Origin of the sequence: Photobacterium atrarenae (assembly GCF_024380015.1) — a bacterium.
In the GTDB taxonomy this organism is placed as follows: Bacteria; Pseudomonadota; Gammaproteobacteria; order Enterobacterales; family Vibrionaceae; genus Photobacterium; species Photobacterium atrarenae.
The window spans coordinates 1,208,850-1,221,858 of sequence record NZ_CP101508.1 but is presented as its reverse complement, the minus strand read 5'-3'; the positions used below and the strand labels follow the sequence as shown (position 1 = coordinate 1,221,858).

General features: G+C 54.2%; 12 protein-coding genes. 3 read left to right on the top strand and 9 right to left on the bottom strand.

Translation table 11 applies throughout. The features are described from left to right. Positions 1-87: 87 nt before the first annotated feature. The gene (locus NNL38_RS05800; RefSeq protein WP_255390078.1) at positions 88-1,278 is read left to right on the top strand and encodes an amino acid aminotransferase; all 1,191 of its coding nucleotides are present in this window, start codon (positions 88-90) and stop codon (positions 1,276-1,278) included. Positions 1,279-1,369: 91 nt separating this feature from the next. On the opposite strand, the gene NNL38_RS05795 is transcribed toward NNL38_RS05800, so the two are convergent. After that, positions 1,370-1,675: a hypothetical protein gene (locus NNL38_RS05795; RefSeq protein WP_255390077.1), complete on the bottom strand. Its 306-nt coding sequence runs from the start codon at positions 1,673-1,675 to the stop codon at positions 1,370-1,372. Positions 1,676-1,990: 315 nt separating this feature from the next. Further along, positions 1,991-2,395: a MarR family transcriptional regulator gene (locus NNL38_RS05790; protein WP_255390076.1), complete on the bottom strand. Its 405-nt coding sequence runs from the start codon at positions 2,393-2,395 to the stop codon at positions 1,991-1,993. A gap of 451 nt (positions 2,396-2,846) precedes the next feature. On the opposite strand from NNL38_RS05790, the gene NNL38_RS05785 reads away from it, so the two are divergent. After that, entirely contained in the window at positions 2,847-3,509 is a 663-nt protein-coding gene (locus tag NNL38_RS05785; protein WP_255390075.1) for a DUF2982 domain-containing protein, read from the top strand. Positions 3,510-3,574: 65 nt separating this feature from the next. Here NNL38_RS05785 and NNL38_RS05780 read toward each other — a convergent pair whose 3' ends face one another. From NNL38_RS05780 to NNL38_RS05750, 7 genes are all read right to left on the bottom strand, one after another. Further along, complete coding sequence (locus tag NNL38_RS05780; RefSeq protein WP_255390074.1) at positions 3,575-4,228, bottom strand: MBL fold metallo-hydrolase; 654 nt, start codon at positions 4,226-4,228, stop codon at positions 3,575-3,577. A 166-nt stretch (positions 4,229-4,394) separates the two neighbouring features. After that, positions 4,395-4,970, bottom strand: a complete 576-nt coding sequence (gene mepK, locus NNL38_RS05775; RefSeq protein ID WP_439651387.1) for a peptidoglycan L,D-endopeptidase MepK — start codon at positions 4,968-4,970, stop codon at positions 4,395-4,397. 149 nt (positions 4,971-5,119) lie between these two features. Beyond that, positions 5,120-6,814 (bottom strand): L,D-transpeptidase family protein, encoded by a 1,695-nt coding sequence (locus NNL38_RS05770; RefSeq protein ID WP_255390072.1) that lies wholly within the window; start codon positions 6,812-6,814, stop codon positions 5,120-5,122. Positions 6,815-7,077: 263 nt separating this feature from the next. Then, complete coding sequence (locus NNL38_RS05765) at positions 7,078-8,178, bottom strand: DUF1513 domain-containing protein (protein ID WP_255390569.1); 1,101 nt, start codon at positions 8,176-8,178, stop codon at positions 7,078-7,080. Further along, on the bottom strand, positions 8,168-9,169 hold the full coding sequence (locus NNL38_RS05760; protein ID WP_255390071.1) for an imelysin family protein: 1,002 nt from the start codon (positions 9,167-9,169) through the stop codon (positions 8,168-8,170). The genes NNL38_RS05765 and NNL38_RS05760 overlap by 11 nt, the downstream gene beginning before the upstream one ends. Before the next feature lie 9 nt (positions 9,170-9,178). After that, on the bottom strand, positions 9,179-10,603 hold the full coding sequence (locus tag NNL38_RS05755; RefSeq protein ID WP_255390070.1) for a di-heme oxidoreductase family protein: 1,425 nt from the start codon (positions 10,601-10,603) through the stop codon (positions 9,179-9,181). Between the two features lie 77 nt (positions 10,604-10,680). Beyond that, positions 10,681-11,937 carry an imelysin family protein gene (locus tag NNL38_RS05750; protein ID WP_255390069.1) on the bottom strand — a complete coding sequence of 419 codons (1,257 nt, stop codon included), beginning with the start codon at positions 11,935-11,937 and terminating at the stop codon, positions 10,681-10,683. Positions 11,938-12,352: 415 nt separating this feature from the next. Between NNL38_RS05750 and NNL38_RS05745 the strand changes: the two genes are divergently transcribed. After that, complete coding sequence (locus NNL38_RS05745) at positions 12,353-12,844, top strand: MarR family winged helix-turn-helix transcriptional regulator (RefSeq protein WP_255390068.1); 492 nt, start codon at positions 12,353-12,355, stop codon at positions 12,842-12,844. Positions 12,845-13,009: the final 165 nt, after the last annotated feature.

The window sequence follows — 13,009 nt, the reverse complement described above, 5'->3', positions numbered from 1 at the left end:
AAAGTGTAAGCTGTTGTTGTCAAGGGTGACGCACACAAGGTATAAATAGGGCCATCGCCCTTTGTTTAATTAGCATGGATGACCATAATGTTTGAAAAGATCACTGCCGCTCCCGCTGACCCGATTCTTGGCCTGACTGAAGAGTTTAAAAACGATACCCGTTCAGAAAAAATCAACCTGGGTGTCGGGATCTACAAAGACGAGTCTGGCAATACCCCGGTCCTGAGCACAGTCAAGAAAGCCGAAGCCATTTTGCTGGAAAAAGAAACCACCAAGTCTTACCTGAGCATTCCGGGAACTGCCGAATACGGCCTGGCGGTACAGCAACTGCTGTTCGGCGCAGATTCGACGATCATTTCATCCAAACGCGCGAAAACAGCCCAAGCACCGGGCGGTACCGGTGCGCTTCGCCTGGCGGCAGAGTTTATCAAACGTCAGCTGGGTGAGGCCAAAGTATGGATCAGCAACCCGACCTGGGCGAACCACAACGGTGTCTTCACCGCCGCCGGCCTGGAGACTGTCCAGTACAGCTACTACAACGCCGACACCAAAGATATGGACTTCGAGGCAGCCCTGGCCGATCTGGCCAATGCTGCCCCGGGTGACATCGTGCTGCTGCACGGCTGCTGCCATAACCCAACCGGGATCGACCCGGATGCTGCCCAGTGGCAAAAACTGGCCGAACTATGCGTTGAAAAACAACTGCTGCCAATGTTTGATTTTGCTTACCAGGGTTTTGCCAAAGGCGTGGAAGAAGATGCCGAAGGCCTGCGTATTTTCGCCGGCCAGTGTAAAGAACTGCTGGTTGCCAGCTCTTTCTCGAAGAACTTCGGCTTGTACAACGAGCGTGTGGGTGCCTTTACCTTAGTTGCAGAAACCGCAGCGCAAGCAGAAACTGCCTTCAGCCAGGTTAAATCAATTGCCCGGGTGATCTACTCCAACCCACCAGCGCACGGCGCCGCCGTTGTCACCGAGATCCTCAACGATGCCGCGCTGCGTGCGGAGTGGGAGCAGGAAGTAGCGGATATGCGCGATCGCATCCAGGAAATGCGGACCCTGTTTGTCCAGACTCTGAAAGATCTGGGCGTCGAGGCAGACTTCAGTTTCATTGAGCGCCAGAACGGCATGTTCTCTTTCTCCGGCCTGAACAAAGCCCAGGTTCAGCGCCTGAAAGAAGAGTTCGCCATTTATATTGTCGGCTCAGGTCGCATCAGTGTCGCCGGGATGACCAAAGCCAACATGCAACCATTGTGCAAAGGCATCGCGGCCGTTCTTTAACTGGACAGAGTCACAACAAAGGGCGCGTTGCGCCCTTTGTTGATCCACTTGATTCGCCGTGGTTTCCCCAAAAACCGTTCGCTGTCGCCCCCTAACCGGACTTATCCAGCGGCAGCACATTATAAAAAAGTTCTCTTTCATACTGGCTTTCCAGCTGCTCTCGCCAGGACTTTTTCGAAACCGGCATCAGGTAGAAGGTTTCCCGCGACGTATCTGTCACAAACGCCATCCCATGCTGCATCAGTTCATAGTGAATATCGTGGGCAAAGTCGAGTGAAAATCCTTGTCTGCCGGTCAGTTGATTAATATCGTCACGGGTCAGGCACACACCCTGCTCTTCATCAGCAAAGCGGTTGCGGAGCCAGCCGGCAAACTCTCTCGCACTGATCATCGTCATAAAACTGCCTCCGATTCTCAATTTCTCAGCCACAGGTACCTTGTTATGTAAGTTATAGCAGAGCTTACAGAAATCTGAGCAATAATCTGCGTCAATCCGGCTACGGCCAGACACTGCGATATTTTCACGGTAAAAATCAACAGCCAAGCGACACAGATGCAAGTCTCAGAAAAAAGACGGATTTGTGGAGTGAGCGGAAAAAACCGCAGTGATTCGGGGGTGTCTTAAAAAATCGACAGCGTCATCAGAATGCAGAAAGGCGCGACGCTCAGGAAAGGCACCCGCTCCTGTCTGGCAGGAACGGGTTCAACAGGCTTATACCGCTTTGTACAGTACTTTGTTACCTGCCAGCTGGATGCGCTCAACCAGACCTTCCTCGGCCAGTTTCTTCAGCGCGCCCGTGGCCCAGGATGCCGCTTTCGCATCTTCCTGACCTGCCTGCAGACCGATACCTTTCGGGTTGATCCCTTCAGCATGGGTTACAACAATGTCCAGCACAGCTTGCTGTTTTGGTGTCAGTGACACTTGCGTCGCCACCGGCGCCGCTTCAGCTGGCTGTTGCTTTTCAACAGGTTTTGCCGCTGGGGCAGCTTTTACTGTTTCTGCAGTTGGTGCTTTTTTCACAGCAGGTTTCGCTGCCGCCGGTTTTGCTACTGCTACAGTTGCTTTCACGCGCTTTTGCAGCTTCAGCTGTACTTTACGTTTGTGAGAGATTCTCATTAAATTTCCTACTCCGTTGCACTACTTTCAGTCACCACCATATACCAATCAGTTACTTGCTGAATTGATATCGCCAGCGGGAAAAAGTAAGCGCGTGTTATACCAAGGATGTCAGAGAAATGCCAGCAAACGACTATTTAACCAACAACAAAACGTGATTTTAGACAAAAATATGAGATAACTTCCCATTTCTGACAAGTTTCCCGGCAGGAAAAAGGTTGTAACTTTCGGGTAATATTTTAAATTCGGTGGCCAACTGCGGTAAACTGTACGGAATATGAAAAAGTAGGCTTATCATGCGCCAAGCGTCTGATTGTTCAAGCCAGCCCTCACGAAGATCGTCCATAATTAACACATCAGCGTGATCTTCAGTTCTACGGCCGCGCCCCTGCACGGCAGATTCAGGGGGACGCATGGAACCACTGACAATGACAATCAGAAGGAGCGCTACTTGAAAACCCGCTATATCAAACCCCTAACCGCCAAACCCCGTGGCATCTTGCTGCTCTTGAGTCTGAGTGCATTTCTCGCATTGGGCTTACTCGTCTTCTGGTTTCCGCAAATCAACTCGGCAGCTGTCGCGCTGCTGCTGCTCGCAGCAGTCACCTTACTGATTATCGGCATCAAACAAACCCAGGATCCGGAAGTGTCTTTCACCCTGACCTTCATGCATCTGCAGTTCCACAGCCCGTATGGCGGCTGGCTGGCCCGCTGGACTAATATTGCGGAGATCGGACCGGCAACGGTGGCCTATCAGGGCTGGCATCAACCCATTCCCTGGGTCGGCGTCCGACTGAAGGAGTATGACGAATTTTTGGAATCGATTTGCCCGCGGATCGCCAGCAAAATTCTGATGGAGCAGCGGGCGCTGCTGATCATGGCTTACCGCCGGGCCGAGCATCCGCCTCACCACATTGAGGATATGCTGTTTGATGACCGGCACTACATCACCCGAAGCGGCAAAACGCTGAAAGGGCTGCTCGCGATGCTGGCCAACCGGATGAAGTACAATCGCGAGCTGTTGGGGTATGACTTCTTTATTTCCGAAGATCTACTGGATCGCCCAACGGATGACTTCGTTGGGCTGACCCGGCGATATCTCGCGGCGTGCTGATGGCCGCCGAACAGCAGCGCTTCCGGGGTGAAGCGCTGCACTGGTAACGGGATCGTTGAACTGCCTCAGTAAAGCGGCATTTCGTCCGCGACAAACGGATTTGAGGCGCGCTCCTGACCAAACGTTGATTGCGGCCCGTGCCCCGGAATAAAGGTGACATCATTGCCCAGCAGCCACAATTTCCCTTTGATGGAATCAATCAAGGTTTGGTAGTCCCCTTTCGGGAAATCCGTGCGGCCAATACCGCCCTTAAACAGCACATCACCGACAAACGCCAGCTTGGCGGTCTCACTGAACAACACCACATGGCCCGGTGTATGGCCCGGCGTATGATAGACCAGGAGCGATTGGTTACCGACCGTGATCACATCACCTTCTGCCAGCCACTGATCCGGCTCAAAGGCTTCGGTGCGCGGAAAACCAAACATCTGGCTCTGCTCGGGTAGCCCCTGCAACCAGAACGCATCGTCCCGGTGCGGACCGATAACCGGCACTGCCAGCTCAGCGGCCAGCGGCGCAGTGCCGCCAACATGGTCCAGGTGACCATGAGTCAGGATCAACTTGGTGATCTTCAGCCCCAGTGTCTGCACCTTAGCCTTGAGCTGCTCAATATCGCCCCCCGGATCCACCATTGCGGCTTCATGGGTTTCATCACACCAGATAATAGAGCAGTTTTGCTGAAACGGGGTGACCGGAACAATTGTATACTGAAGACTCATCGCCCTCTCCTCAACATCAATCAACTGGCCGCAGGATAACATGAGGAGCAGGCCGGCGACCAATGTCAAAACTTGAAAAAGCCACAGACAACAAAGCCGGTGACTGCCAAGAGAGGGAGACAGAAACCGGCTTTGGAATTATTCGTATGTAGCGGCAGCGACCCAGTTACCAGCGACGTACCGGACCTGTATCAATGTGGACAAACCCGCTCTTCGGGTAATAGCCGACGCCACCAAGGCGAAGTTCCAGTGCGGCGTTACGCACTTTCGACAACGGGACTCCTTCAAGGTTGAAGTCGATCGCCTGACCTTTCATATGATAGCTTTTTTTCGCCACACCACCATTTTTTTGCAGCGCGCGATTTGTATCCGGTGATCGATATCCCGAAATAATGCGCACCTGGCCTTTATGGCCCAAACCTTGCTGGATCTCGGCGATCGCATCAAACAGGCGTCGATCCATATGCGCTACCTCATTGCGTCGAAAGTCACGGCAGATATGATTGATCCGCTGCAGCTCCTGTCGGATATAACTTTTCCCGTCAAAATACTGGGTTTCGAGATCCTCGCGGGTGTGGATATTACACAGTGACAGCGTTCGAGCGCTGGTCACTTCATTCGGATTAGAAACTTCATTCGGACTGGAGGCTTTATACGGACTTGAAAGTGCCACTCCAGGCAGTAAACATGCGCCGACAGCCACTCCTCCGGCAGCCAACAACCGGCGACGCGTGTAATCAATCTCAGACATCCTAACCTAAACCATTTCTTGCATTAATCGAGCCAGTTACGGCAAAACGAATAGCAAGATAACGTTCGGTTTTTATTCAGTCAAACCCCAAAATGACAAAAACCCGACAGTGTGGTGGTTGATTTTTGACTAATGGTTGACTAGTAAGGTTTTTCACCTGAAAAAAGAAATGTAAATTTTTCTATCTTTTGCGGGACCTGGTTGTTTTGATCATAGCTGTAGACATCGTTGCGGAAGTTCACCCGCCCGTCGCCATCCACCCAGGCTGTCTGATAAATCAGATGTACCTTCACCTGGTTATTAAGCCCGACAGTTCGGGTTTTGCTCCGGGCCTTGAGCTCATCGACCCGCTGTGGTGAAACCCCGGAATCGGTTAACAGGATCCGGGCCAAGTCGTCGGCATGCTCGACCCGGATACAGCCGGAGCTGAATGCCCGGGTGGTTTTGTTGAACAGGCTTTTGGCCGGCGTATCATGCAAGTAGATTGCATTATTGTTGGGGATATTGAATTTAAACCGCCCCAGTGCGTTTCTCTTTCCCGGTTGCTGGCGCAGCCGATACGGAAATGCTTTTGCATTGACGATACGCCAGTCAATGGTGTGGATCGGGATCTGTTCTGAGCTGTTCCAGCTTCGGATCACCCGAAAGCCATTGCGATAAAGATAACCGCGATCGTACCGGGCCTTCGGCAAAATATCTTTGCGCATAATGGAGTTCGGCACATTCCAGTACGGATTGAACACCACGGACGCAACCGTTGAGGTCATCAATGGCGTCGGACGGCTGGGACGCCCGACAATCACTTTGCTATCGAGCACATGTTCATTATCCAGCCACAGGCTCAGGTCATAAGCCGGAATATTCACCACCAACATCGACGGTACATCTGCCGGCCACAGGCGTAACCGCTGGGCATTCAGCGCCAGGATCCGGATCCGCTCCTGCACCGGCATCGCCAACCAGTACCGGGTTTGCGGGCCTATCACCCCGTCGACTTTCAGCCCGTGCCGTTGCTGAAAGCGCTTCACCGCATTGGCCAGGTCGATGTTATAAGTCCGCACATGCGCTGCTTTGAGCTGTTCCGCCTGATCGGCCGTTAAATCACCCAGCATCGCCAACCGGGTGATCAGGGCCTCCGGCCTTTTCAATCGGGTGCCCAGCCGGATATACCCCGGCTGATAAAAACCGGGCCACGGCTCACGCATCGTTTGTACCAACGCATCAATGGCCCGCTGTAGCTCGGCATAACGCCGATCTTGGGGTTTCAGCGCCCCCACAAACTGGCGTAACCGCCCGGTCTCAATTGCGCGATGCAGCTGGCTCAATCCCATCGCAGACGGCGGCGGCAGGCGGGGCTCAACCCCGGCCCCAAACAACCAGCCCCGCCCGTATTCGGGCAAACTTTCCAGATAGCTCATATAAGCCAGCAGGGTATCGGTCGCCAGCAAGTCATACTGGCGCCAGTCATTGGATTGTTTTAGCAGCTTGAGTTGCGTGAAACGATGCGAGAAATCAGTACTCACCGCGGACAGGGCGAGGGATCGGAGCTGCGCTTCCAGCTCATCGGCAGCGAAAGCGTCCTGCCATAGCGGCGCATAACCGTTGGCCAGATACAGCTCAGCCAGTGGCTGGATGTATTGCACGCTCGAAAGGTTGCGCGTTGCCTGACGAACCCATTGCTCAGCATCAGCCTGCGGCGCACGCGCTACAGCCGCCGGCTCAGCTGCGGTCAATGCCGCGACTGGGGACTGAGCAGGCAACGGTGTCTCAGCCGACACCACCTGAGCCGTGACCATCACAGCAAGCCCGATACTACAAAGCTTAGATATAGCCATGGGAGTTCCCCGTTTACAACAGTATAAGTATGGCAAATTCGCAGCCTGACGGACTTAAATTTAGACGGTGGGCAACAGCAGAAATGTTTCAATTCTTGAAATCGGCAGGTTGAAACCCACGATAAAGTTGCCTTTCAGAGAGATAGATGCTCAATAAAGGGGAGGAGCAGACTCTGCGGCGGACACTGGTGTCCCAAAAAGATGATCAGGCGTTACCGCAGAGTGTGCACAGCACACAGGGTTTTCTAATGCTCGGGGACCGGTTAGACCGGCAAGACATTCCAGTGGTTATCCCACATCACCGGACTCTGAGACCCGGTCACCTGAGCGGGCGGTGCCACAGTCAGCACTTTCCCGGAGCCGGAGCCGACCAGCCATTCGCCCTGGAAGATCCCAACCCCGGAGGCATCCACCAGCGGACGGATATCAACCAGCTCGCGACTGGCTTCATGCCAAATCCCGTAACAGTTGCCCCGTGGCGACGTGGCCAGTAAATACCCGTCGACACTGGCGATGCTGGCAATGTAATGATTGAACCGCAGCCACTGCTCGTCATTTGCCAGCAGCTGGCGGAGCGGCTCCCCGCGGCGATGCAGTGCAACCAGCGGTGCCGCCTGCTCCGGCTCACCACGGTACTGCTGACCACACGCCACTTCGCCGGTATCGGTCACACTCAGGTGACGGATACTGAGCCGTTTATCGGCCAGCGTGACCTGCTCCAGCAACGCGCCAGTCCGGGCATCGAGGTAAACCAACGCCGGCTGCATCGTCTCCAGGTTCAGCGGCGTCCGCCCCTGGGTGTGAACCCCGCCTACGCCAATGGCCAGCGTCTGGGCATCGACCAGCACGGCTTCATGGGGGCCGATACCAAATCCTGTATATTCAGCAACCTTCGGCAGACCCGGAACCACCTGATAGACGCCAATTACGCCTTCGCTGGTGGTGCTGATCCCTTCGGTCACGTACAGGTACTGACCGTCAGCGGAAAACACCCCGTGACCGTAGAAATGCCGGCCCGGATCAGCGACGCGGATCGGCCAGGCCTCGCCGCTCTGGTAATCCATCACCTGCAGGTACTGGCCCGGACGACGGCTGAATGCCGCTGCCAGCGTCCCGCCCGGTTGTAGGGCAACCCCGTGGCCACGACCCGGCAGCGCCACCCGGTAGATAGGTTGACCATCTTGCGCTGCCACAACCACCGCATAACCGCCCTTGGCCGTACGGCTACAGCCGATAATTCGCGGCGTCGCCCGGGTTGCCGACGTCGTACTGCTACAAGCCGTCAGGGCAGAAGTCATCGGGGCCAGCGCAGCGGCTCCCAGGGCGGCACGCAATAGCTTGCGTCGTGTTGTATCAGTCACCATCGGTTGCATTGAACCCCACCACGATCCCTAACTCCGGCGCCACCTCATCATGCAGCGCAATCCGGATATACTCCAGGCTGTTATAAATCTTCAACAGTTCGCGATACCCCGCGACAGTTTTGAGCATCGGTACCATGGCATCAGACGGCGGCCAGCCTTCCAGCAGGGCAGCAAACTGATGGCTGATCCGATCGGCAATATCTGAATACCCCTGCTGACGGAGCATCGCATCCAGGCCATTGCCGCCAGCCAGGTAGAGCTGCTGCATCGCTGCCACGCTGGCCTTGAGGTGGCTCAACGAAGTTTGCGAGCGCCACGCTTCTGCCTGATAAGGCTTTGGCGAGCCCGGCTTGCCCATCGGCCGGCCAAGCTTTTTCATACTATAATCCAGCTGGTTATTGAGCGCGCCCAGATACTCGCCCAGCGCCAGCTGTGGCGTCATCTGCTGCCATGGATTGTCCTGCCAGGCCAAAACCAGTTGCTCGCCACTCTGGGCCAGACGATCGCCAATCGCCCCAGCCAACCGGCAGCCCTGACCGTTTTCCAGCTGATCAGCGCGCTCAAACAGGAACCACTCGATCGCACCGAGGCCTTGAACTGCCACGCTCTGCTCAGCAATATCATCCACCGTCCAGGCTTTATCCTGCTTCAGCAACTGACTGAGCTTGATCCCGGTAATGTTCTTCTTATCCGGCCAGAACTGGATCTGCCAGCTCAGCGCTAACGCCGATTCACTGCCCTTCTCCCGGCCTTGAAACACCATCCAGCGCTCCATCACCTGTTGCCAGGACTGCTGCGCTGTGTCCAGCGTCGCCGGGCTGTAGTCCTCACACACAGCTGCCAAATCCTGATTCAGTTCCACAGCAGCGGTCGCAAAGTTTTCAGCCGATGAGACATGCAGCTGGTGAACAGACTCACTCATCGTTTGCTGCTCCTGACAGCCGCTCATCATTAGCGCCGCAACAGCCACTGAAAATACGGAACTTCTCATACTTTCTCCCTAGAGCGACTGCAAGAAAGCAATCAATGCATCGCGTTCATTCTTATTTAACATCAATACTTTATCACGGCTTTGCTGTGCTTCGCCGCCATGCCAGAGAATCGCTTCCATCAGGTTCCGTGCCCGGCCGTCATGGAGGAAGTAGGTATGGCCATTAACTTCTTCGGTATAACCGATGCCCCACAGCGGCGCGGTTCGCCACTCACGGCCGCTGGCCAGGAATTCACCGCGGTGATCAGCCAGACCTTCTCCCATATCGTGCAGCAGCAAATCGGAATACGGGTGGATGATCTGCTCTGACAGCGCAGGGAGTTGATCATTCTTCGCAGTTTGAATTGCCGTGCGGTGGCAACTTTCACAGCCCGTCGACTTAAACAGGGCTTCACCTTGTTTGACCTGCGGATCGTTGATGTTACGACGCGCCGGCACTGCCAGGTGGCGGGCATAAAACTCAACAAATGTCAGTACGTTATCGCTAACTTCCGGCTCACCGCCACTCGGTAGCTCCGCACATACCGTCTGTGCCGCAGTACAGTTTTCCTGCGGGAACAGCTTGCTCGTCAGACCAACATCGCCGTTAAACGCCGCGGCATTTTGCTGCATCACGGTCGGCTGACCGGCCTTCCAGCCAAATCGTCCGGTCACGGTTTGCTGCAACTGAACGTCCCACACTTTATTCAGCTTGCCGGAGATCCCTTGCTGGCCCTCACGCTGCTCGCGGGCAATCGCTTCGAGAGTCGCTTCAGGAATTTGTTCCAGCAGCCCCAGGCCAATCATCGGCGGCGCAATCCGGGCCGACAACATCACTTCCGGATGCAAGGCACCATAGTTCAAATCGGTAATGGTCACGGTTGGCTCTCGCAGCGTAATCACCTCGCCATCCGCGAAAGTCACCGGCACATCACGGTAAGTGACCGCCACCTGCCCCTCCGGTTCGGCGCCCGGGTTGGAGAAATCCTGCAGCTGATCGCCGTAAATCGGATCCGGGATCACCCCGCCAGTGATCAAAGCTCGCTGCTGCTCAGCCGTCGTGGCCGGAATGCTCAGGCGTACCAGCATAGAGACCGCATTACTGTCTCCCGGCTCCGGCGGATGGCCCCGGCCATCTTTGATATGGCAGTTCTGACAGCCATTGGTGTTGAAAATCGGCCCCAGGCCGTCACGGGCATCCGTGGTTGCCGGCGCCTGAACCCAAGGGTTACGAAAGAAGCTATTGCCGACACTAAAATCCAGGCGTTTCGACAACGGTAAATTGGCCGCCGGGAGAGAAAAAGCGTTTGGGCCAGATTTATTGACAGTGGTGCCACCACCGGACTTCAGGGTGATGCTGGATGCAGGTTTGGACTCAGAGCCAGTCGCTTGAGCGGAGGTCGTAATGGAGCATGCAGCCATAGAAATCCATGCTGCCGTAAGGTACAACTTCATGTTACATACTCTGCTGATTGTAAAGGTAAAAAGGGCTCGTGTGAGCCCTTGAGTCAGTTTGGGTGCTGAACAGTTGCTTAAAACTGGTGATCAGCCGTATCCGGGTTCAGGTTGCTGATCCCAATGATGTTCGCTGCACGCTCGATTTCAGCCGTCTGCTTCACCAGGGCGAAGATCGCATCATTGACCATTGCATTCCCCGCTTTATTGCCAGCCGCAATCAGCTGATCAAAGTGCTGATTTTGCTTCTCGGCAGACTGAACCAGGGTGTAGACCTGGCTACGGGCACGGTCAAACTCTGCCTGGATTTGTTTCGCTGCTTGCTTGTCTTTTTGCTCTACCAGGGCATGGATACCCGGGCCGGACACCAGCGTTCCGTTCACACGCATGTAAGTCCCGGTGTAAACGTTGTAAATTCCCTGCTCGTTATAGTAATGAGAGTAGTGGGTGTTATCAGAGAAACAATCGTGTTCATCTTCAGTTGAGTTGGCTTCCAGCGCGACTTTCATTCGCTCACCGGCCAGTTCACCCAGAGACAGAGAACCCATCCCGAATAGCATCTTGCGCAAACCGTTCTCCGGCGAGTCTGCCAGCAGCTCAGCACGGTAGTTGCCTTTCACGTTTGCGGCCCATTGCTGGGTCATCCAGGTCAGATCAGATTGCAGCAACTCAGATGCCGCTTTCAGGTACGCGCGACGACGATCGCAGTTGTCATTGGTACACGCTTCCCCATACGCAAAGTCGGTGTACTGACGCTCACCTGCACCGCGCTCTGTCCCGTTCAGATCCTGGCCCCACAGCAGGAATTCAATCGCATGATAACCCGTCGCAACATTGGCTTCCGAGCCGCCCAGCTCATTGAGGTCAGCCAGCAACTCAGGGGTGATTTGGGAAACATCAATTTCGCTGTTACCAATCTGCAGGCTCTGGTTGGCGATAATATTGGCCTTGGCACCTTCATTACCCAGCTCGTAATGGTACTCACCGGCGACATAGTCAATCAGGCCTTCATCCAGCGGCCAGGCATTGAGTTGGCCTTCCCAGTCATCAACCACGGCATTACCAAAACGAAAAACTTCTGATTGCTGGTAAGGAACACGAGCTGCCTTCCAGGCTTCACGGGCTTTGTTCAGGTTGGCTTCCGACGGATTGGCAATCAGCGCATCAAGCGCCTTATCCAGCGATTGTGCGGTCGTCAACGCATCACTGAACACGCTGTGAGCAATATCAGCATAGTGTTCTACAACGTCAGCTTTGGTTGGCGCTGCTTGTGCAAATACAGGCAACGTCAACAGCGACGCAGCAATCAGGTTGCGGGTAAATTTGGTGTTCATTCTGGTTATCATCCTTTTTATAGCTGCTATACCCAAAGTCCCTCACATCAACAGACATGTTAGTGAGAATCATTATTATTCGTAGATTTTATCCAACTTTCTTACAATTTGAAATAGCCAATCACTCAATAAATAAAAGGGTAATCAAAAAAACACCATCATGTGCAATCCGTCACACCTTTTTCCTGCTATAGTGAGTCAGCTGGCAATAAACACGACTATGCGCTAGAGAAAAGTGACTGCTTACTTCATTAATGCAGATTCATCCTCGAACATGGACTGAAAATTGTGTTACTTTCCCAACACGACGATAATTCCTGTTAGGTATCGCAGTTTTATCGACTTTGTTGCAACTAAGTCTTTCATGTTTATTGATATTCATGTACCTTCGCGGCAACTGATTTGGGAGAGTAAAATGGACAAGCACGAAGAAGTCCTCATTGCCCTTCGACAGATTATTAGAGCTATCGATTTGCATTCGAGAAAACTCAATAAGGTTGCAGGGTTAACAGGGCCTCAGTTAGTTTTGATGCGAGCGATTCGTGACTCGGGCGAGGTCACTATTCGTCAATTGTCAAACAACACCAATATGAGTCAGGCGACAGCGACAACCATTCTCGATCGCCTGGAGAAACGCGGTCTGGTGATCCGCGAGCGCAGTAAGCTGGATAAACGTAAAGTCCATGCGTACCTGACCGAGCAGGGTAAAGAAGCCCTGGCTCAGGCTCCGATGTTACTCCAGGAGAGTTTCATTTCTCGTTTTCAGCAACTGGAGGACTGGGAGCAGTCTCTGCTGCTGTCTTCGGTTCAGCGTATCTCATCCATGATGAATGCAGAGCATCTGGATGTCGCCGCAGTGCTGGAAGTGGGTAGTATTACCCAGCAAGAAACCCCAACCGGTGAGTAACCCGGTCACAGCATAGATAGCCGGTCTGCCGGCTATTTAGGCCCCCTTTTCCCATCCAGCTCACACCGCTTCGCATACACCCCCGGACTCCACCAGCACTGCCCCACGGCACGCTATCAGGGTATAATCACCCGACATCACACGAGCGTTGAGTATTACAAGCGA

Bases quoted from the DNA above. Each gene is read 5' to 3' on its own strand.
- NNL38_RS05755 (WP_255390070.1), bottom strand. From the start codon at position 10,603: ATGAAGTTGTACCTTACGGCAGCATGGATTTCTATGGCTGCATGCTCC.
- NNL38_RS05795 (WP_255390077.1), bottom strand. From the start codon at position 1,675: ATGACGATGATCAGTGCGAGAGAGTTTGCCGGCTGGCTCCGCAACCGC.
- NNL38_RS05800 (WP_255390078.1), top strand. From the start codon at position 88: ATGTTTGAAAAGATCACTGCCGCTCCCGCTGACCCGATTCTTGGCCTG.
- NNL38_RS05765 (WP_255390569.1), bottom strand. From the start codon at position 8,178: ATGGTGACTGATACAACACGACGCAAGCTATTGCGTGCCGCCCTGGGA.
- NNL38_RS05750 (WP_255390069.1), bottom strand. From the start codon at position 11,937: ATGAACACCAAATTTACCCGCAACCTGATTGCTGCGTCGCTGTTGACG.
- NNL38_RS05790 (WP_255390076.1), bottom strand. From the start codon at position 2,395: ATGAGAATCTCTCACAAACGTAAAGTACAGCTGAAGCTGCAAAAGCGC.
- NNL38_RS05745 (WP_255390068.1), top strand. From the start codon at position 12,353: ATGGACAAGCACGAAGAAGTCCTCATTGCCCTTCGACAGATTATTAGA.
- NNL38_RS05770 (WP_255390072.1), bottom strand. From the start codon at position 6,814: ATGGCTATATCTAAGCTTTGTAGTATCGGGCTTGCTGTGATGGTCACG.
- NNL38_RS05780 (WP_255390074.1), bottom strand. From the start codon at position 4,228: ATGAGTCTTCAGTATACAATTGTTCCGGTCACCCCGTTTCAGCAAAAC.
- NNL38_RS05760 (WP_255390071.1), bottom strand. From the start codon at position 9,169: ATGAGAAGTTCCGTATTTTCAGTGGCTGTTGCGGCGCTAATGATGAGC.